We start from the raw sequence: 18,753 nt of genomic DNA, 5'->3' as shown, positions 1-18,753 counted from the left end.
CACCTGCCCCCAGCGACCGGCCACCGTCCTGCCCGGGGACGCCTCCCCCGGCCGTCCCCTCGAGCCCTCGGCTCCTGGCCAGGCCTGGGCGGCGATCAGGCGGCCGCCCGGGCCCGGCGGCTGCTCCGCCTCAGGTCGGCCAGGCGCCACACCACCCACAGGGCGCTGGCCACGAACACCGACGAGTAGGTACCCGATGCGATGCCCACGAACAGCCCCAGCGCGAAGTCGTGGATGGTGGCACCGCCCAGCAGCAGAAGCGCCAGGACCGTGACCAGCGTGGCGCCCGCCGTGTTGAGGGTGCGTGGCAGCGTCTCGGTGATGGCCTCGTCCGCCAGCCGGTCGAAGTCCTTGCGCCGCCCGGCCTTGCCCAATTTCTCCCGGATCCGGTCGAAGATCACGATGGTGTCGTTGACCGAGTAGCCCAGGATGGTAAGCACCACGGCCACGGTCGACACGTTGACCTCCATCCCCAGCAGGGAGTAGAGGCCCACGATCACGAGCCCGTCATGCAGGAGAGCCGCAATGGCGGCAACGCCGAAGCGGTACTCGTAGCGTGCCGTCACGTAGACGAGGATCCCGCCCGAAGCCAGCAGTAACCCGATCAGCGCCTGCTTGACGAGCTCGCGGCCCACGACGGGCCCGACCACCTCGGTGCGCCGGTCGGTGACGCCGGATCCGAACGCGTTCCTGAGGGCCTCGTCGACCCGCCGGATCTGAGCTTGATTGAGCTCGGAGGTCCGGATCAGCACCGCCCGGCCGCCGTCCAGGGGCTGCACGATGGATCCCTCCAGCCTGAGATCCGCGAGCTCTGGCCCCCGCAGCACCGTGCTGACCTCGGCGGCCGTCACCGGGCGTGGCATGCCCCGCTCCAGGAGCGTCCCTCCGGTGAAGTCGATCCCGAGCACGAAGCCTTTCGTCACGATCACGACGACGGCTGCCGCCAGGAGGATCGCCGTCAGCCCCAGGTACCAGGCTCGGTACCTCATGAACGGGTACACTCGGGCCGGAGACGCGGTCGGCTCCGCCGCTCGGGCTGCCCCACCCACTCTGCTGGCCTTGATCATTGGGAGACGCCCGCCCCTCCAGGCAGCAGTTGCCGCGCTGCCCGCTCAGGATCCCGGTCGATGTAGATCGAGAGGAGCAGGCGGGTCAACACTATCTGCGTGAACATGCTTGCCACGATACCGAGGGTCAACGTGACCCCGAAGCCCCGGATGGGACCCGTTCCGAAGTAGAACAACGCCGCCGCCGCGATCAGCACGGTGACGTTGCCGTCGAGGATGGTCCGAAGGGAACCCTTGAACCCTTCGTCCATGGCCGCCCGCACGCGCTTGCCCTCTCGCAGGGCTTCCCGGATCCGCTCGAGGACCAGGACGTTCCCGTCCACCCCCATGCCCGTTGAGAGCACGAGCCCCGCGATGCCCGGCAACGTCAGCGTCGCCTGTAACCCCACCATGGCCCCGAGGAGGATGATGATGTAAGCCGCCAGGGCCAGATCGGCGATGCCGCCCGGCAGGCGGTAGTAGAGCAACATGTAGAGGAACACGAGCGCTGCTCCCACGATACCCGCCCGCAGGCTTTGGTCGATCGACTCACGGCCCAAGGTCGGCCCCACGGTGCGCACCTCGGCCACCTTGAGCGGCACGGGCAGCGCGCCGGCGTTGAGCTGGACCACCAGGTGCCTGGCCTCCTCGACGGTGAAGTCGCCCTCGATCTGCGCCTTGCCGTCCGGGATGGGCGTACGCACGACCGGCGTCGAGATGGGCTGCCCGTCGAGCAGGATCGGGATGACCTGGCCCACGTAACGCGTGGTGAGATCGGCGAACTTGCGCGCGCCTTCCGGTTTGAACTCGATGGCGACCGCCGGGCGCCCGAACTGGTCCCGGCTCAAGCTGGCCGTGGCCAGATCGGCTCCCGTCAGCACCGTCTCACCCGTCGGGCTCTTGAACTCCAACAGCGCGGTCTTGCCGATGGTCTGGATCGCCTGCTGCGGGTTGTCGATCCCCGGCAGCTCCACGATGATCCGCCGCTGGCCCTGACGCTGGACGATGGGCTCCGCGATCCCGAGCCCGTTGACGCGCCGCTCGACGATGGCCAGGGCCCGCTGCATGGTCTGGTCGTCGACCGTCCCGATACCGGGCGACGGCTCCGCCTCCAGCACGACGTGCGTCCCGCCCTGCAAGTCCAGGCCCAGGCGGAACGGGCGCGTGAGCAGGAGCACCCCGGCAACGGCTACCACTGCCAGAATGAGGAGCGTTCTCCACAGTTTCACCGAACTCACACGCTGTCCTCCTCAACGGTGCGCGCTTGGACCGGTGCGGACGCCCTCTGCCACGCGCACAGGCCGTATTATAGTCCCTGCCCACGATCCCGGTCAAACGCCTTCACGGCGCGTCCTGCAACCCCTCGCCGCCGGGACGGTGCACCCCTCACAGCAGCCGGACCCCGTTCATCTGGAGCTGGAAGCGGCATCCCAGGAACTCGGCCGCCCGCCGGCACATCAGCATGCGGGTGAGGAAGATCTCGAAGTACTCCATGAGCGGGATGATGGAGGTGTCCACTTCGAGCTCGAGCTGGACCACGTGCTCCGGCTGGTGCACCCGCAAGAACGACTTCTGTACCGCATAGTTGACCCGGTCGTGGATGTCGAAGCGGGCCCGGTCGGGGTTCTGGACGCGGCTTTTGTGCACGTCGCTCTTGTCGGCCAGGATCAGCGCCGCCGAGACCGGGTTGACGGGCTGGCCCACCTCTTCCTCGTGGTTGCCGACGGCCCCCGCGACGACGGCGATTTCGTAAGGATCCATCCCCAGCTCCGAGAGGACCTGGACCAGGACGGCCGCCCCCACCTGGCCGTGCGCCTCCCGGGCGATCGCGTTGCCGATGTCGTGGGTGTAGCCCGCTATCTCAGCGAGCTCCGCCTCCCGCTGGCTGCGGTCCAGGTGCGTCATCACGTTGCGGCTCACCCGGGCGACGAGCTCCGCATGGCGCTGGCCGTGCTCGGTGAAGCCCTGGGCGGCCAGGTGCTCGTTGGATGCCCGGATGAGCGCGCCGATGAGAGGGTGGGCCCGCACTTGCTCCAGCCTCACCCGCTCGGGCAAACCCTCACGCCTCCTCCTTGCCCTTAACGTGACTGACCCCTGAGCGGCTCATGCGGACCTCGACCTTGTCGGCGATCCGGACGGTGAGCGTGTCGTCCTTGATGGCGGTGATCTCGCCGTGGATCCCGCCCACCGTCACCACCCGGTCCCCCTTCTTGAGACCTTTGAGCATCTGCTCCCGGCGTTTCTGCTGCTGGGCCTGGGGCCGCCACAGCAGCAAGTAGAAGAAAACGAACGGGATGACCAGGAACAGAATGAGGCTCAGCACGCTGCCCTGCGCCTGCTCCTGGCTGGCTGCCAGCCAGATGGGTGTCACTATCAGGTCTCCCCTTCCTTCGTCTGGGTGCCGTACTTTTGCCGGATCGCCTCCCGGAGCTCCCGCAGCCGGCCTTCCCGGACGGCCTGCCGGATGCTCTCCATGAGCCGCGTCAAGAACCGCAAGTTGTGCACGGAAGCCAGGCGCATGCCCAGCATCTCGCCGGCCTTGAACAGGTGCCGGACGTACGCCCGGGAGAAGTACCGGCACGCATAGCAGTCGCACTGCTCGTCGAGCGGTCGAAGGTCGGTGGCAAACGGCGCGTCCCGGATGATCACCCGGCCCTCCGACGTCCAGATTGCCCCGTGGCGGGCCAGGCGCGTCGGCAACACGCAGTCGAACATGTCGTACCCCAGCGCGACCGCCTCCACCAGCACGTCCGGAGAGCCCACCCCCATGACGTACCGCGGGAGCTCCTCCGGCAGCTGCGGCTCGAGGTCCGCCAGCACCTCGTACATGGCCGCCTTGGGCTCACCGACGCTCAAACCGCCGATGGCGAGCCCGTCGGGAGCGATGGGCAGGGTGAGCTCCAGGCTGCGCCGCCGCAGATCCGGGTACACGCCCCCCTGCACGATCCCGAAGAGCAGCCGCCCGCCGGCTCCCCGCCCGCCCAGCTTCTCCCAGGCCGCCTTGCTGCGCCGGGCCCAGGAAGCGGTTCGCTCTACGGCTCGTTCCACCTGTTGACGATCGGCCCCGAATCCGACGAGTTCGTCGAGGACCACCGCCACGTCGGAGCCGAGGGCCCACTGCACCTCCATGGACCGTTCCGGCGTGAGCAGCTGCGGCGAGCCGTCCAGATGGGAGCGGAAAGCGACCCCCTCGTCCGTCACCCGGCGCAGCTCCGCCAGGCTGAACACCTGGAACCCGCCGCTGTCGGTAAGGATGGGATGCTCCCACCCCATGAACCGGTGGAGACCCCCGGCGGAACGGACGACCTCGGCTCCCGGGCGCAACATGAGGTGGTACGTGTTGGCCAGAAGCATGGAGATGCCGATCTCCTCGAGCTCGCGCGGCGCGAGGCCCTTGACCGTCCCCTGGGTGCCCACGGGCATGAAGACGGGCGTTTCAACCCGCCCGTGGGGCGTCTCGAGGCGACCGAGGCGGGCCCGGGTCGACCGGTCGCGAAAGTCTACCCGAAAGGCTGAGCTCACGGCAGGATCAGCATGGCGTCGCCGAAGCTGTAGAAACGATAGCCGAGCGCCACCGCCTCCCGGTAGGCGGCCAGCACGCGTTCGGTGCCCCCGAAGGCACACACCAGCATCAGCAACGTCGACCTCGGCAGATGAAAGTTGGTGATCAGCACGTCTACTACTTTAAAGGCGTACGGCGGATAAATGAAGAGGCGGGTCGACGCCGGCCCGGCCTGCACCCGATGCGAACCGACCGCCGCCGACTCGAGCGCCCGCACCACCGTGGTGCCCACGGCCCAGACCCGGCCTCCCGCCTCGTGGGTGCGGAGGATCGCCTCGGCCGTCTCCTCCGGGATGGTGAAGAACTCCTCGTGCATCACGTGCTCCTCGACGCGCTCGGATCGCACCGGTCGAAAGGTCCCCACGCCGACGTGCAGCGTCAGGGGCTCGATGCGGACGCCGGCCCGGCGGATTTTCTCCAGGAGCTCCGGGGTGAAGTGGAGCCCGGCGGTGGGAGCGGCAGCCGAGCCCGCCACCCTCGCGTAGACCGTCTGATAGCGCTCGGGGTCGTCCAGGGGCACTCGAATGTAAGGAGGAAGGGGCAGGGCTCCCAGCTCGTCCAGCAGCGTGTCGACGGGTTGGGTCTGGCTGGAGAGCTCCACCACCCGGCCCCCCTCGCCGGTCCGCTCCACGACCCGGACGCCCAGGCGCCCATCCCCCGCCTCGAGCCACTGTCCGACCGGCGCCCGCCGGCCGGGCTTGACCAGCACGTGCCATCGCTCCACGCGGTCGGGCGCGGTTGGCGGGCCCCCGGCAGGCCCCCCGCCGGCGCGGCGTAACAACAGCAGCTCCACCCGGCCCCCCTGGGGGCGCCGGCGCGCGAAAAGCCGGGCCTTCATCACCCGGGTGTCATTGACGACCAAGAGGTCACCGGGCCGCAGGTACTCGATCACGTCGCGGAAGACCCGGTGCTCGGTGCGCCCGTCGCCGTGCAAGACCAGAAGACGCGACGCGTCGCGCGGCTCGGCCGCCCTTTGGGCGATGAGGGCAGGAGGCAACTCGTAGCTGAAACGGCTGGTCTCCATCACGCGCGTGCGCCGCTTGGCCGGGCAGTGGGTGCGCGACGCGCACGCCGCCGGGCAGGCAGGGCGGCCTCAGAAACCTCCCCGTAATCGTACCGAGGGGACGTCCAGCTGGAGCGACGAGGCATCCTCTGCCGGGACGACCGCCCCACCGGACGTCGCCTCGATCGAGCCGCTCGTAGCGTCCATCACCCGGGCGCCTTGCTGGCCGGCCCCCTGGAGCTCGCTCTTGGGCGCGATCTTGGACCCGGCGGCGGTGGCGGGGGAGACGACCTTGGGTCCCCCCACGCTGGCGTCCGACGCGCCGTCGTCGACCGTGGCCACCGAGACGTCGCCACCGGAGGACGCATCCCCTCCGGCCGTCCCGCCATCGGGGCCCTTGGAAGGCGTGGCCGGAGCATCCGCGCCAGAGGTGGCAGCAGGGCCGCCCCTCGCAGCCGGCCGGCGATCCCCCTCACCCCGGCCCGACAAGAGCGCTCTACGCAGCTGCTCCACGATGTCGGTGGTGTCCCGCCCGGAGGCAGCCCTCTCTCCGATCCGCATCCGGACGTTGCTCCAGCCGGAGAAGTCGGTCCGGGCCGACAGCTGCGGCGCATCCATGCGCTCCGACAGGCGGATCGAGGGCGCAGGAGCCGCCGGCGGCGACTCGGAAGCCAGCGCCCGCACCGGTTTGGACTCGGCGTCGGCGGTCCCCTCGCCGGGCATCGGCGTGGCCGCCGGGGAGCCTGCCCCCGGCACCACCGCCCTCCCCGGCACCGGCGGGAGGGCGCCGCCTCTCAGGTAGACGGCGGCGAACACGGCGCCCACCACTCCGAACGCCAGAGCCGTAGCGGCTGCCGTCCGCCGCCACGATCCGAAGAAAGCCGCCACGCGCTCTCCCAGGGGCGCCGGCCCCACGATCCCCCACACCTCCACGCCGGGGAGGTACTCCCCCTCGTCCACGATCCGGGCACGGACGAACTGCCCGTCCGGAGTCAAGACCACCCCCTCGCGCTCGCCTGTGCGCTCCAGCAGTAGCCCTCTCACTCGACTCAAGAGCCGGTCCCCCTCGACGCGATCCGTCCCCGGGGTCAGTGCCGCAAATACTCCTTCAGATGTGGGAAATCGCCGCTCAGGATCAGCACCAACGCAATAATATACTTTCGCTGCCGCTCGAGGGTCTTACGGCTCACGCCGACCAGGCCTTCGAGATCCTTCAATGGAAGATTGCCCCTCTGGCGTACCTGCTCGGCGAGATCCGGACGCTGGACGATGGAAAGGGCGACCTGGAGGGCCCGCTCCCGCGCGTCCCGGTGATGGGGCGACTGCTCAACCAGATCCTGGAACCGGATACCCATCCCGTGGAGCATCCCCGACAGCCTGCCGATCTCTTCCCGCCTCTCCTGCGCCAGGATCGCTTCCTCGAACTGCCGCTGCGCCTCACGGGCCTCCACCTGGAGCAGTGGATCGTCGAGCTCGCCGTCCTCCGTCTCGCAGACGAGCCCGCTCAAGGGCACCTCCAGGCGCTGGCTCGAAGACTCGTGGCGGAAATGGTCGATGAGCCGCCGCCGGATCACCATCTCGGCGAAGGAGAAGAAACTGCTGCCGCCCTGCCGCTTGTACGCGCTGATCGCCTCGTCGAAGGCCATCATGGCCACGGACGCCTCGTCGTCCTGGCCCACGCGTACGAACCGCCCTGCCACCGACGCGGCGGCCCGCATGACGAACGGCCGGTACGTCTCGAGCAGGCGCTCCCGGGCGGCCCGATCGCCCTCCTGCGCCTGGCGCACCAGCTCGTGCACCTGGCTCGGCGCCGCGGCGGCCGCCCGGGCCTGTTCCGTCCCCTGTGCAACGGACCTCTCTGTCACCGTCTGGCCACCTCGTGTTGGTCTTGCGGCCGGCAGCGTAGCGCAGGCATAGATTTCACGGGCCGGTGAAAGATACCTGCCGCCCCGCGGCATCCTCCAGGTGGGAACGGGAAAAGGCGTCGGGCAGCAGCTCGTCGAGCCCATACCGCCGGCGCTCTTTCCCGTTGTCCACGACCACCGCCATCCGGGGGCCGAACTCCGCCAGCACCTGGCGGCAAATCCCGCACGGCGTGGTGAGGGCGTCGGTCGCGGCGACGACGGCGATGGCCACCAGGTCCCGCTGCCCGGCCGCCACCGCCTGTCCGACCGCCGTCCGCTCCGCGCACAACGTGGCTCCGTAGACGGCGTTTTCGACGTTGCACCCCGTGAAGATCTGCCCGTCGCCCGTGAGGAGCGCAGCCCCCACCCGGAAGCCGCTGTACGGCGCATAGGCCCGTTCCCGGACCTCCCAGGCCCGGCGCACCAGGGCCTCTTCCTGTTCAGGCGTCAACCGCGTCGCATGCTCCCCCAACACGCCCACCCCCGTATCGGCTGCGCGAGCGGCGCGCCCGGCCGCCCGCGCGCAAAGAGGCTCTCATCCCAGCAGCAAGAAGACGCCCGCCATCACGCCGACGCCCAGGGCGGCCCCGGCGGCGACTTCCCAGACATCGTGCAGCCCCGCCTCCAGGCGGCTTTCCGCCACCAGGCCCGCCAGAACCGCCCCTATCAAGCTCAGCCAGGGGCCGGCGCCGGCAAGGTAGATGGCCGTCGCCAGCGCCCACGCCACCGCCGAGTGGCCGCTCGGCATGCCGCCGGCTAAACGCACCGGGCGGGTGAGCCAGCTCTTGCCCGCCCAGGTGAACAACAGCGTCAGGCTGGTCCCGACCAGGGTCAGGTAACTTTGCGAATGGCGCGCCGGCACGGCCGAGGGGTGAGCCAGCACCGCCATCAGCGGCTGATAGAAGAGCAGGATGCCCACCACGACCGCCCCGATGGCGCTGACCATGACCGCTCCGGCCGCCACGTTCTTGGCGATGCGGGCCAGGTCGTGCAACTGCGGCGAGAAGAGGTCCACCGCGGCCTCGACGGCGGTATTGACCAGCTCTGCCACCAGCACGACCGCGACGGTCAGCACCAGGACCGCAAGCTCCAGCCGGCTCAGCCGGACCGCCAGCGCCAGCACCATGACGAGAAGGGCCAGCAGGAAATGGATGCGCAGGTTACGCTGGGTGCGCAGCGCGTGCACCAGCCCGGCGGTGGCAAACCGGAAGCTCTCGGCCACGCTGCGGGCGCGCCGGGGGGCGGGGCCCTGCCCCTCAGGAAACGCCACGGCGCTCACCGGCCCAGGCCGCACGCTTCGAGTGCGGCCTCCTCTTGCGCCCGCATCACCTTCCGGGATGCCTCGTCCTCATGGTCATAGCCGAGCAGGTGCAGGCAGCCGTGTACCGCGAGATACGCCATTTCCCGCTCCAGCGAGTGCCCGTACTCCCGAGCCTGCTGCTCCGCCCGCGGAGCGCTGATGACGATCTCGCCCAGCAGTACCGGCTCGCCCGGGGGGCCGGCCACCCGGTCCGGCTCCTCCTCCAGGCGAAAGGAGAGTACGTCCGTCGGCTTCGGGATGGCCCGGAACCGCCCGTTGAGCTCCTGGATCGTCTCGTCGTCCACCAGGGCCACGCTGACCTCCACCGGCCGGCGGGCCCGCCCGACGTGCTGCTCCAGCACCTTGCCGACCGCCCGGTGGACCAGGCGGCGGCGGATGAGCTCGTGGACCGCGACGGCCTGCTGGTGGTTGTGGACGTGCACGATCCAGGGCCGGGAGGCCCCTCGCGCTCGCGGCGTCGTCATGCCCGGCGCGCCTCTTCCTGGCGCTCCAGCTCCGGATACTCGATGCGGGCATGGTAGATGCCCGTCAGGATCTTGACGAAGGCGCTGCCGATATCGTTGAGCTCTTGCAGCGTCAGGGTACTCTCGTCGAGTTGCCCGTCCAGCAGGCGCTCGCGGATGACCTTGCGCACCAGCCCTTCGATCCTCCCTGGAGTGGGCCGGGTCAGCGATCGGGCAGAGGCCTCGACCGAATCGGCCAGCATGACGATGGCCGTCTCCTTGGTGTGGGGTTTCGGGCCCGGGTAGCGGTAGTCCCGCTCGTTGACCTTCTCCGCTCCTTCGGCCTGGACCGCCTTCATGTAGAAGTAACGCACCAGGTCCGTCCCGTGGTGCGTGCGGATGAAGTCGACCACGCCCTCCGGGAGCCCGGCCTGCCGGGCCAGTTCTACGCCGTCTTTCACGTGGGACATGATGATGAGGGTGCTCAGGCTCGGCATCAGCCGTTCGTGGGGGTTGGCGTCGCCGAACTGGTTCTCCACGAAGAAGTAGGGCCTGCGCACCTTGCCCACGTCATGGTACAGGGCGCCCGTGCGGCAGAGCACCGGGTCGCCTCCCACCGCCTCCGCCGCCGCCTCGGCCAGGTTGCCCACCATGAGGCTGTGGTGGTAGGTGCCCGGCGCCTCCAGGAGCAACCGTCGCAACAGCGGCTGATTGGGGTTGGACAGCTCCATGAGCCGCACGGTGGAGATGGCCCCGAACAGGGTTTCCACGAACGGCAGCAGGCCCAGCGCCAGGATGGAGCTCAACACGCCGTTGGCAAGCCCCGCCCAGCTGGCCACGACGGTGTCGGGGTCCGATTGCATGAGCCCGAGCGCCCCCAACGTCGCCAGCCCCGCGACGCCCGAGACCACGCCGGTACGGGTCAGGTCAGAGCGCTGGCTCAGACGGTGCACGTTGAAGACCGCCGTCATGCCCGTGACGAAGCTCACCAGCACGTGGCGCTCGCTGAAACCGAAGAGGAGCCCCATCAGCACGGAGAGCGCCGAGACGAGCCCCGCACCCAGCCGGGCGTCCAGCAGCAGAGTGGCCAGCATCCCCGAAAAGGCGACGGGCGCCAGGTACCCGGCGGGCGCCCAGCGCAAGCCCTCCAGGATCCGGGCGGAAACGGCCGCCACCAGGGCGAGGGATGCGACGAGCGCGGCCATGCGGGTCGAGCGGGCGATCTTGGGGTGAAACCGCGCGACGTACAGCGCCATCATCCCGACGAGCAGCGCCAGGAGCACGCTCGCACCCAACAGGCCCGACCAAAATCGCCCGGAACGGCCCAACAGCCCCAGGTCGGACAGCAGTTCCACGTGCTCCTCGGTCACCACGTCGCCCCTGCGCAGGATGACCTGGTGCTGTACGACCATGACCGGCTGGACGCTGCGGATGGCCTCCTGCCGGAGCCGCTCGATCCGGCCGGGGTCCAGGATCAGGTTGGGCATGAGCGCGGCCCGGGCCATGGTCCGGGCCGTCGGCACCGCCTCGGGGGGCATCTTCAACCGCCCGATCTGGCCATCGACCTGGCCCTGCGCCGCCTCTACCCCGTCCGAGGCGATGCGGGTGGAGCTCATGACGTGCTCCACCACCCCGGGCACCTGATCGTGCACCGCCATGAAGGCGGTGGGCGTCATGCGCAGCGCCTCGGTCACCGCCGCCGTGGGCAGCGCGAGGTTGGCCTGCTGCAGGATCAGGGATTGCAGCGCCCCGGCCCGCTCCCGGGCCTCTGCCGCCGGCGGCCGGTAGTTGGCGTCAGGCGGCGCACCCGGGCGCGCCGACCGCTGCGCCCTTTGCCAGAGGCGCTCCCGCTCGGCAGCGATGAGGGCGAGGGCCTTGCGCACCCGGTCACCGGCCTGGACGGCCGCGGTGGGGTCGATGGAGTAGTTGGCCGGGTCCTCGGCGGCACGCCGCAGCGCATCCTTGACCGCCTGCTGCTGGAGCTGCCTCGTCTGGTAGCGGTTTTCGATGGTGCGGGGGGCCTCGATGTCGACCGGGCTCACCTGGCCGGGCGCCAGCCGCACCCCGGGGCGAGTCACCGCCGGCACGAACAAGGCGACCAGCACGGCCCAGCTCACCACTGCGACCGTCAAGGGATGGTCGAGGCGCCGCAGGCGCTGCCCGGTATGAAGGTGCGAGAGCCGTCTCCAGAGGCTCGCCAGGTCCGAGCGCCGGTCGTGCATCCAGGAGACGGTCGGCGCCACGTGGCCCTCTCCGGGTTCGGCGGGCAAGCCATGCCTCCCCAATCCAGGATCTCCACCGCGCCGGGCCCTGCCCGGCCGCTTCACGTCCCCAGTATAGTGCGGCCCGGATGGGAAGGCCAGCTGGCCGCCTCAGCGCCCCTCGGAAGGTACGAACTGGCCGATTTGCTGGACGGCCTCCACGATCGCCCGGCTTCGGACCACGACCACCCCCCGGCTCAGTTCCTGCTCCTGGGTCGTCACCGTTTGCCTCAGAATCTCGGGAGACGCCCCGAGCCGGGCCAGCGCCCGTTCGAGCGCCTGCTCTTGCGCGATCCGCCGGGCCTGCTGCCTGTCGAGGGCGACGGCGTGGGATCGCATTTCGTCGTAAGCGACCCGGTCCCACGCGACCGGCATCCAGTCCAGCGGCCGCGGCAGGCGATGGTGCGCGATCTCGCTCTGGAACCGCCGGAACGGCGGGTCGATCGCCCCCAACCGGAGGTGCCACGGGCCCACCCGCACGAGCCAGCCCGTCGCCCGCCGCCCGGTCGGGGTGTCGATGCGCATCTCGAGGGGCTGCTCGGCGACCGCCTCGGACCAGACCCGGGCGTACACCACCCCGGTCGCCCTCACCGGCCTGGCGGAAGCCGGGTCGACCCCGGCCGGCGGCTGCCCGGTGATGAGCACCTGCCCGCGGCGCACCACGTCGCCCTGCCGCACCACGGGCCACCCCGCTCCGGGGATGACCTGGACCACCAGGCCGTCCATCGCGGCCACCACGTCACCGGGAGCCATGAACAGACGCTGTTCGTCTCGCCGCGGACGGACCTCGACCCGCGCCACGCTCCCGACGATCTGGACCCGGGTCCAGGCGAGCTGCGGCATCGCCTCCAGCAGTTCCTGCTCCAGCTGGCGGGTCTCGACGCGGTGCTTGAGGACGCCGGGCCGCAAGCCCGATCGGCTCAACACTTCCTGCAGCTGCTCCAACAGCCGCCCGGAAACCCCCTGCACGTCCACCACCCAGACGCGGGCGCTCAGGGCTGCCACCAGGACGGCCGCCACCGCGAAGCCGGCGATCAGGCCAGGACTGGCGGCGATGCGCGCCGCGACGAAGGGGAGCCCTCCTCGCCGGATGAGCCGCACCCGTACCCCGCTTTGCCGGGCGGGGGCCCGCAGCCGGCGGAAATCCCGGGCCGCCACGGTCGCCACCAGCACGTGGCGACCCACCCGGCGGGCCCGGTACAACTCTACCCCGGCCCGGCTCGCGAGGTTGACGAACCCGGCCAGCCCCTCGCCGCTGGCCCGGATCACGACGTACCCCGACAGCCATTCACCCATCGGCCCGGTCCGTCCCGTGCCATGCGCCGCCGGTGAGCACGACCTGCTCGATCTTCCCGTCGACGCGCAGCCAGTCGGGCTGGATGGCGCCGATGACCAGCCCGCGCCCGCGTACCACCAGCTGCCCCGAAGGGACCCGCACCACGATCTCCCCCGTGGAGAAGTGCACCAGGCCCCGGTGGTTCTCCACCAGCAGCCGCCGGGTCCCTACGATGGAGACCCGGCTCTCGCCGAAGACGTCTGCCGGGATATCCAGGGCCCGGGCCGCGCGCCCGGCCCAGCGGTTGACCATGGTACGACAGCTTCCCCCGCTGGTCCGCGTTGCCTGGACATCCTTATGCGCCCCTACCCCGAGGAATCCGTGCGGGCGGATGGAATGAGGCACGGGGGGGATGTTGCCCATGGTCGGGTCGTTCCGCAACGAGCCCTTCGTCGACTTCTCCGTACCCGAAAACCGGCGGGCCATGGAAGAGGCCGTCGCCCGGGTCCGATCCAGCCTGGGTCGCCACTATCCGCTGGTGATTGGCGGCGACTCCGTCACCACCCGCGAGGAGATCGTCTCGACCAACCCGGCCCGCCCGGCCGAGATTGTCGGATATGTTTCGAAGGCGGACCCGGAGCTGGCCGATCGCGCCATCCGGTCCGCCTACGAGGCCTTTGGGCGCTGGAGCCGGTACAGCCCCGACGCCAGGGCCCGGGTGCTGTTGCGCGCGGCGGCCATCATGCGGCGGCGCCGGCTGGAGCTCAACGCCTGGCAGGTCCTGGAGGTCGGCAAGACGTGGGTGGAGGCCGACGTGGAGACGGCCGAGGCCATCGACTTCCTGGAGTACTACGCCCGCGAGATGATGCGCCTGGGAGCGCCCCAGCCCCTCACCCCGCTTCCCGGCGAGGAGAACGAGCAGCGCTACATCCCGCTCGGCGTGGTCGTGGTCATCCCGCCGTGGAACTTCCCGCTCTCCATCCTGACCGGCATGACCTCCGCCGCCCTGGTCGCCGGCAACACGGTGGTGCTCAAGCCGTCCAGCCTGTCGCCCGTGATCGGCGCCAAGGTGGCGGACATCCTCTTCGAGGCCGGCATCCCGGAGGGCGTCCTCAACTTCACGCCGGGAAGCGGCGGCGCCGTGGGCGACGTCCTGGTGAGCCACCCGCTGACCCGGATGATCGCCTTTACCGGGTCCAAGGAAGTGGGGTTGCGGATCAACGAACTGGCGGCTCGTACCGCGCCCGGTCAGAAGTGGATCAAGCGGGTCATCGCCGAGATGGGCGGGAAGAACGCGGTGATCGTCGACGAAAGCGCCGACCTCCCGGCGGCCGCGCAGGCGATCGTGACCTCCGCGTTCGGCTTCCAGGGACAGAAGTGCTCGGCCGGATCCCGGGCCATCCTGCTCGATGCCGTCCACGACCGGGTACTCGAGATGATCGTCGAGCGTACCAAAGCGCTTCGCATCGGCGATCCGGCGCTCTACGAGACCCAGGTCGGGCCGGTGGTCGACCTGTCCCAGTTCAAGAAGGTGCTGGAGTACATCGACGTCGGCCGGCGCGAGGGCAGGCTCGTGGCCGGAGGCCGGCCGTTCGGCGAGTCTGCCGAGCGTCCGGAGCAGGCCGGGTACTTCATCGAGCCGACCGTCTTCGTGGACGTGCAGCCCCAGGCCCGCATCGCCCAGGAGGAGATCTTCGGCCCGGTGCTGGCGGTCATCCGGGCGAGAGACTTCGATCACGCTCTCGAGATCGCCAACGGCACCGAGTACGGGCTGACCGGGTCGGTCTATGCCCGGGACCGGGCCAAGCTGGAGAAGGCGCGCCACGAGTTTCACGTGGGCAATCTCTACTTCAACCGCAAGTGCACGGGAGCCCTGGTAGGCGTTCACCCCTTCGGGGGCTTCAACATGTCGGGCACCGACTCCAAGGCCGGCGGGCCGGACTACCTGCTGCTGTTCACCCAGGCGAAGGCCATCTCCGAGGTCCTCTGAATTCCGGCGGGCCCGGTGCATAAAGGCGCCCGGGCCGGAGCGAGACTACGGGCGACGCCGTGGTGCCCCCCCCGAGGGGCCACGGGCGCCGCCCACCTTCGTTGGACCGGGGAGGAGTAACGCCGTGGCAGGGCGCCGAGCTCGACGACATCCCCATCCCGGCGATCCCGGAGAAAGGCCGCACCGGTTGCGGCCGCTCACCACCCAGCAGGAGAAGGGCGCCGACCAGGAGGCGGGCGAGAGCCTGGTCGTCATCGACAACCCCGACGACGCCGACCTGTATCCTCCTACCGAGACGCCTCGCCGCAGCGCCGGGCGCCAGGCCCGCTCCGAGAGCGAGGGACATTGACGGGCCGCCGGCAGGCACCCCCCGCTCGCCCACCGAGCCGTCAGCGGGCGGGCGGGGGCGTCCCGAGGATCCGCTCGGCGTTGTGGCGGTAGATGTCGGCGAGGACCTCGCCCGGCAGATCCAGCCCCCGGATGACCGGCATCCCGTCACAATCCGGATCCTCGACGGGAGAGGGGCATTCGACGCTCGTCTCCCAGAAGAGGCGGTGTGTCCAGTACCGGGAGGTATAGCGCACCAGGTCGGACCCCCGGGTCACCACCTGGTCCGTACCGAAGACGATCCGGTGCCGGTTGCGGATGAAGAAGGCCCGGGCCGCCTCCCGCTGGCGGCCGAGTTCCCGGATCATCCACTTGGTGGCGCTCGTATCGAGGAAGAGGTTGGGATGCCGGTCCAAGAGCTCCTGGAGGTGATCCAGGTGCTCGGGATCCCCGCCCATGTGCGCCGCCACGACCGGCATGCGCGGGTGGCGATCCAGGACGGCCTCGAGCTGGGGGTACTGTTCGGCCTTGGTGCCGTAAAGTTGACGATCGGTGTACACCCGCTCGAACCAGATGTCCGGGTCGGACACGTGCACCAGCAGCCCCATGCCCAGGGCGTCGATGCGGGCAAGCAGGGGCGCCAGGCGCGGGTCGTCGAGCCGCAGCCGGGTCGTCGCGTAAAAGCGCGGGGTGAACCAGAACTTCACGAGCCGCACCCCGGCCCGACCGGCCTGTTCGATGCGCTCGAGGTTTTCTTTCAAGAAGCGCTCCTCGTCGTCCAGATGATCGTAGCGCAGCTGGGGAGCGATCACGACCGACCCGGCCCACCCGTTGCTCACGGAAGCCGGCGCCAGGTAGTCGTGCACGATCACCACCAGGGTGTCGATCCCGTAAAGCTCGGCGGCCCGGAGCAACAGCGCCGTTTCGGGCAGCGTGCCGGCATGGGTGTGGATGTCGACGGCCTTGACCGGGGCCCGGGACGCAGGCACCGCCGTGAAGTCGCGGGCGGCGGCCTGTTGGGTCAGCTCGTAGTCCAACGATGGTCGCGCCTCCTTCGAAACCCTCGGCCCACGCGCACCGACATTGTGGCTCCCTCCGCCTCGCCGCGCAAGCGTGGAGAGGCAGGCGGCGGACGCCTCACAGCCGGTCGCCGGGTAGAGGAATGGCACGCGTCGCGAACGTAATCTAGGGCGCGGCCGTCTGCGGCCAATCCCGCGACCCACGAGGAAGTGGCAGCGTGCGGCAGCGACCACGATGGGCCCAGGCGATCGGCCTGGCGCTGGCGATCGCGGGGACCCTGGGGCTGGCCGGCTCGTGGAGCCTGGCCCAGCGCTACGTCGCGCTGACCCGTGCGCTCAACCGCCTCGCGGTGGACGTGGCTCGGGTGCAAGCGGCCCCACGGCTCGTGGTGGACCTCCGTTACCGTAACGGCGGGCCCTGGCCCGTGGTGTTGCTCGAGGTGCAGGTGCTGGCCTGGCAGGACGGGCGGTATGCGGGGGCCGCCAGCGTGGACCTGCGGGACCGTCCCCTGGAGATCCCTGCGGCCGGCGGCGAGCAGTTGCTGCAGGTACCGTTTGCCTCGGCCGCGCCGCCGGGCACGGCGACCGTCTGGCGACTGGCCGTATCGGGGCGCTTGCAGCTGCCCGTGGCGGGAAGCCACACCTTCGAGTATCGAGTGGAGTACCACCCGGGGGAGGGGTCGTCGTGAGCCGGCCATCCCCGGCCTCGGGGACAGCGGCGCCGCCCGGGAAGGAAGCCGCCCTCTCCCGCATCCTGGCGGACGGGGTCAGCGTCGTGGGAGCCGGACTGGCCCTGGGTTTCTTGCTGGCCAACTGGACCCTGCCCGCGCTGAGCCCGCTCCCGTGGCTTGCCCGGGCCGGGGCGACCGCGGGCGTCGCCTGGTCCGTCGCGAGCGCGGTGTTGTTGGGGTTGCGCACCGCCCGGCCGGCCCCTGCCGTGCTCCAGGCGCTGGCCAGCCTGGTGCTCGCGGAGATGGTGCTGATGGCCGTGGTGGCAGCTCCCGCCTGGAGCGGGGAGGCAGCCCCGAGCAACGCCGCCATGCTTTACGCCTTCCAGCGCGTCGCCCTGTCGCTCTTGCTGTGCGGCCCGGGCAGCGTCCTGGGCGCCGTCGTCGGCGCAGCCGCCCGGGGCTGGTCATCGGCGTGAGGTGGGGGGCCGGTAGGGCCGGCGCGCCCGGGGCGGGCCCAGCACCTCGCTCATGACGATGCCCAGGCGCACCGCCTGGGCCCCGGCCAGCCCCAGAGAGGCCGTGCCGGGCTGTGGGCGTGGCGGAGGGGGTTGCTCCCGGCCGGGAAGGACCGGCGCCTGTTCCTGCTCGGGAGCGCCCCCGGCCTCCGGCTCCGCTATCGGAGCTTCCTCTACCGGGGAGGCCCGGGGTCGCGCCGCCGCAGCGCCCTCGGGCGGCTGCCCGGCCCCCTGCCCGCTTGGCGGGGCCGGCTTCTCGACCTGGCGCGACCCTCGCGTCGCGAGCCGCTCCACCACGGAGAGCGCCACAACGATGAGCAGGGCGACGAGGGCATCCACGGGGGATCAGGTTCCCTCTCGCGCCGGAGCCGGACGCTGCGGCCCTGCCCCCGGCCCGCCGCCGGTGGCGCCGGGGAGGCTGGAGGGCGGGGCGCCGGGCCCCGGGCGTCCGGTCTGCCCCTCGGTCATCTGGCCGATGGCCTGGCGCATGGCGGTGTCGGCCAGGATGTTTTGCATGGTGTAGTAATCCATGACCCCGATCTTGCCCTCGCGCAGCGCCGCCGCGAGGCTGCGGGGCACCTCGGCCTCGGCCTCCACGACCCGGGCCCGCATCTCCTGCACCATGGCCAGCATCTCCTGCTCCCGGGCCATGGCGGCGAACCGCCGCTCGGCCGCCTTCGCCTCCGCGATGTTTTTGTCGGCGATGGCCTGGTCCACCTGGAGTTGCGCCCCGATGTTGCGCCCGACGTCCACGTCGGCGATGTCGATGGAGAGGATCGTGAACGCCGTGCCCGCGTCGAGCCCTTTGCCGAGCACGGTCTTCGAGATGCGATCGGGGTTTTCCAGGACTTCCTTGTGCGTGTTGGAAGAGCCGACGGTCGTCACGATGCCCTCGCCCACCCGGGCGATGATGGTCGCCTCTCCGGCGCCGCCCACGAGCCGGTCGATGTTGGCCCGCACCGTCACCCGGGCTTTGACCTTGAGCTCGATCCCGTCCTTGGCGACGGCCGCCACGATCGGCGTCTCGATCACCTTGGGGTTGACGCTCATCTGGACGGCTTCCAGCACGTTGCGCCCGGCGAGGTCGATGGCGGCCGCCCGCTCGAAGGTGAGGTTGATGTTGGCCCGCTGGGCGGCAATCAGGGCGTCGATCACGCGGTCGACGTTGCCGCCGGCCAGGAAGTGCGCCTCCAGCTTGTCGATGGCCACGTCCAGGCCTGCCTTGTAAGCCTTGATGAGAGGCAGGATGATCCCCGCCGGCGGCACCCGCCGCAGCCGCATGCCGACCAGCGTGAAGATGCTCACCCCCACGCCCGCCGCCCACGCCGAGATCCACAGCCCGACGGGGATGAAGTTGAGCAGGATCACCAAGAACAGAACGACGAGAATGACCGGGAGCCAGAAGAGAAGCAGCG

At 70.5% G+C, this 18,753-nt stretch carries 21 protein-coding genes; 4 read left to right on the top strand and 17 right to left on the bottom strand.

Going from position 1 to position 18,753, the window contains the following annotated elements; genetic code table 11:
- Positions 1-95: 95 nt before the first annotated feature.
- From secF to U7230_RS04540, 14 genes are all read right to left on the bottom strand, one after another.
- Positions 96-989, bottom strand: coding sequence for a protein translocase subunit SecF (gene secF, locus U7230_RS04605; protein ID WP_324717564.1), 894 nt, complete (start codon positions 987-989; stop codon positions 96-98).
- Positions 990-1,063: 74 nt separating this feature from the next.
- Complete coding sequence (gene secD, locus U7230_RS04600) at positions 1,064-2,284, bottom strand: protein translocase subunit SecD (RefSeq protein ID WP_324717563.1); 1,221 nt, start codon at positions 2,282-2,284, stop codon at positions 1,064-1,066.
- A 148-nt stretch (positions 2,285-2,432) separates the two neighbouring features.
- The gene (locus tag U7230_RS04595; protein ID WP_324717562.1) at positions 2,433-3,101 is read right to left on the bottom strand and encodes an HD domain-containing protein; all 669 of its coding nucleotides are present in this window, start codon (positions 3,099-3,101) and stop codon (positions 2,433-2,435) included.
- 4 nt (positions 3,102-3,105) lie between these two features.
- Positions 3,106-3,417 carry a preprotein translocase subunit YajC gene (yajC, locus tag U7230_RS04590; RefSeq protein ID WP_324717561.1) on the bottom strand — a complete coding sequence of 104 codons (312 nt, stop codon included), beginning with the start codon at positions 3,415-3,417 and terminating at the stop codon, positions 3,106-3,108.
- 2 nt (positions 3,418-3,419) lie between these two features.
- Positions 3,420-4,568 (bottom strand): tRNA guanosine(34) transglycosylase Tgt, encoded by a 1,149-nt coding sequence (gene tgt / locus U7230_RS04585; RefSeq protein WP_324717560.1) that lies wholly within the window; start codon positions 4,566-4,568, stop codon positions 3,420-3,422.
- Positions 4,565-5,632 (bottom strand): tRNA preQ1(34) S-adenosylmethionine ribosyltransferase-isomerase QueA, encoded by a 1,068-nt coding sequence (queA, locus tag U7230_RS04580; protein ID WP_324718182.1) that lies wholly within the window; start codon positions 5,630-5,632, stop codon positions 4,565-4,567. The genes tgt and queA overlap by 4 nt, the downstream gene beginning before the upstream one ends.
- 69 nt (positions 5,633-5,701) lie before the next feature.
- On the bottom strand, positions 5,702-6,664 hold the full coding sequence (locus U7230_RS04575) for a hypothetical protein (RefSeq protein WP_324717559.1): 963 nt from the start codon (positions 6,662-6,664) through the stop codon (positions 5,702-5,704).
- Between the two features lie 35 nt (positions 6,665-6,699).
- The gene (gene sigI / locus U7230_RS04570; RefSeq protein ID WP_324717558.1) at positions 6,700-7,476 is read right to left on the bottom strand and encodes an RNA polymerase sigma-I factor; all 777 of its coding nucleotides are present in this window, start codon (positions 7,474-7,476) and stop codon (positions 6,700-6,702) included.
- A gap of 55 nt (positions 7,477-7,531) precedes the next feature.
- On the bottom strand, positions 7,532-7,966 hold the full coding sequence (locus U7230_RS04565) for a cytidine deaminase (RefSeq protein WP_324717557.1): 435 nt from the start codon (positions 7,964-7,966) through the stop codon (positions 7,532-7,534).
- An 84-nt stretch (positions 7,967-8,050) separates the two neighbouring features.
- Positions 8,051-8,809 carry a diacylglycerol kinase gene (locus U7230_RS04560; RefSeq protein ID WP_324717556.1) on the bottom strand — a complete coding sequence of 253 codons (759 nt, stop codon included), beginning with the start codon at positions 8,807-8,809 and terminating at the stop codon, positions 8,051-8,053.
- Positions 8,791-9,300: an rRNA maturation RNase YbeY gene (gene ybeY, locus U7230_RS04555; RefSeq protein ID WP_324717555.1), complete on the bottom strand. Its 510-nt coding sequence runs from the start codon at positions 9,298-9,300 to the stop codon at positions 8,791-8,793. Before ybeY ends, U7230_RS04560 begins: the two co-directional genes overlap by 19 nt.
- The gene (locus U7230_RS04550; RefSeq protein WP_324717554.1) at positions 9,297-11,549 is read right to left on the bottom strand and encodes an HD family phosphohydrolase; all 2,253 of its coding nucleotides are present in this window, start codon (positions 11,547-11,549) and stop codon (positions 9,297-9,299) included. The genes ybeY and U7230_RS04550 overlap by 4 nt, the downstream gene beginning before the upstream one ends.
- Positions 11,550-11,651: 102 nt before the next feature.
- On the bottom strand, positions 11,652-12,836 hold the full coding sequence (locus U7230_RS04545; protein ID WP_324717553.1) for a sporulation protein YqfD: 1,185 nt from the start codon (positions 12,834-12,836) through the stop codon (positions 11,652-11,654).
- The gene (locus tag U7230_RS04540; protein ID WP_324717552.1) at positions 12,829-13,128 is read right to left on the bottom strand and encodes a YabP/YqfC family sporulation protein; all 300 of its coding nucleotides are present in this window, start codon (positions 13,126-13,128) and stop codon (positions 12,829-12,831) included. The genes U7230_RS04545 and U7230_RS04540 overlap by 8 nt, the downstream gene beginning before the upstream one ends.
- Positions 13,129-13,237: 109 nt before the next feature.
- Here U7230_RS04540 and pruA point away from each other — a divergent pair, with 109 nt between their 5' ends.
- Both pruA and U7230_RS04530 read left to right on the top strand, forming a co-directional pair.
- Positions 13,238-14,806: an L-glutamate gamma-semialdehyde dehydrogenase gene (gene pruA / locus U7230_RS04535; RefSeq protein WP_324717551.1), complete on the top strand. Its 1,569-nt coding sequence runs from the start codon at positions 13,238-13,240 to the stop codon at positions 14,804-14,806.
- 124 nt (positions 14,807-14,930) lie between these two features.
- Positions 14,931-15,155 carry a hypothetical protein gene (locus U7230_RS04530; protein ID WP_324717550.1) on the top strand — a complete coding sequence of 75 codons (225 nt, stop codon included), beginning with the start codon at positions 14,931-14,933 and terminating at the stop codon, positions 15,153-15,155.
- A 40-nt stretch (positions 15,156-15,195) separates the two neighbouring features.
- On the opposite strand, the gene U7230_RS04525 is transcribed toward U7230_RS04530, so the two are convergent.
- A complete protein-coding gene (locus tag U7230_RS04525) occupies positions 15,196-16,170 on the bottom strand; it encodes an amidohydrolase family protein (RefSeq protein ID WP_324717549.1) in 975 nt (324 codons plus the stop codon).
- A gap of 200 nt (positions 16,171-16,370) precedes the next feature.
- On the opposite strand from U7230_RS04525, the gene U7230_RS04520 reads away from it, so the two are divergent.
- Both U7230_RS04520 and U7230_RS04515 read left to right on the top strand, forming a co-directional pair.
- Positions 16,371-16,841 carry a hypothetical protein gene (locus U7230_RS04520; protein ID WP_324717548.1) on the top strand — a complete coding sequence of 157 codons (471 nt, stop codon included), beginning with the start codon at positions 16,371-16,373 and terminating at the stop codon, positions 16,839-16,841.
- A complete protein-coding gene (locus U7230_RS04515) occupies positions 16,838-17,299 on the top strand; it encodes a hypothetical protein (protein WP_324717547.1) in 462 nt (153 codons plus the stop codon). The genes U7230_RS04520 and U7230_RS04515 overlap by 4 nt, the downstream gene beginning before the upstream one ends.
- On the opposite strand, the gene U7230_RS04510 is transcribed toward U7230_RS04515, so the two are convergent.
- Positions 17,288-17,677 carry a hypothetical protein gene (locus tag U7230_RS04510; RefSeq protein ID WP_324717546.1) on the bottom strand — a complete coding sequence of 130 codons (390 nt, stop codon included), beginning with the start codon at positions 17,675-17,677 and terminating at the stop codon, positions 17,288-17,290. The two genes, U7230_RS04515 and U7230_RS04510, sit on opposite strands and share 12 nt — an antisense overlap.
- Positions 17,678-17,683: 6 nt before the next feature.
- Complete coding sequence (gene floA, locus U7230_RS04505; protein WP_404980636.1) at positions 17,684-18,751, bottom strand: flotillin-like protein FloA; 1,068 nt, start codon at positions 18,749-18,751, stop codon at positions 17,684-17,686.
- Between the last annotated feature and the right edge of the window lie 2 nt (positions 18,752-18,753).

Origin of the sequence: Limnochorda sp. L945t (genome assembly GCF_035593305.1) — a bacterium.
GTDB lineage: Bacteria > Bacillota > Limnochordia > Limnochordales > Geochordaceae > Carboxydichorda > Carboxydichorda subterranea.
Note: the sequence above shows the minus strand (reverse complement) of the source record. Positions and strands in the feature narration are given on the sequence as shown.

Bases quoted from the DNA above. Each gene is read 5' to 3' on its own strand.
- secF (WP_324717564.1), bottom strand. From the start codon at position 989: ATGAGGTACCGAGCCTGGTACCTGGGGCTGACGGCGATCCTCCTGGCG.
- queA (WP_324718182.1), bottom strand. From the start codon at position 5,632: ATGGAGACCAGCCGTTTCAGCTACGAGTTGCCTCCTGCCCTCATCGCC.
- ybeY (WP_324717555.1), bottom strand. From the start codon at position 9,300: ATGACGACGCCGCGAGCGCGAGGGGCCTCCCGGCCCTGGATCGTGCAC.
- U7230_RS04545 (WP_324717553.1), bottom strand. From the start codon at position 12,836: ATGGGTGAATGGCTGTCGGGGTACGTCGTGATCCGGGCCAGCGGCGAG.
- U7230_RS04540 (WP_324717552.1), bottom strand. From the start codon at position 13,128: ATGGTCAACCGCTGGGCCGGGCGCGCGGCCCGGGCCCTGGATATCCCG.
- pruA (WP_324717551.1), top strand. From the start codon at position 13,238: ATGGTCGGGTCGTTCCGCAACGAGCCCTTCGTCGACTTCTCCGTACCC.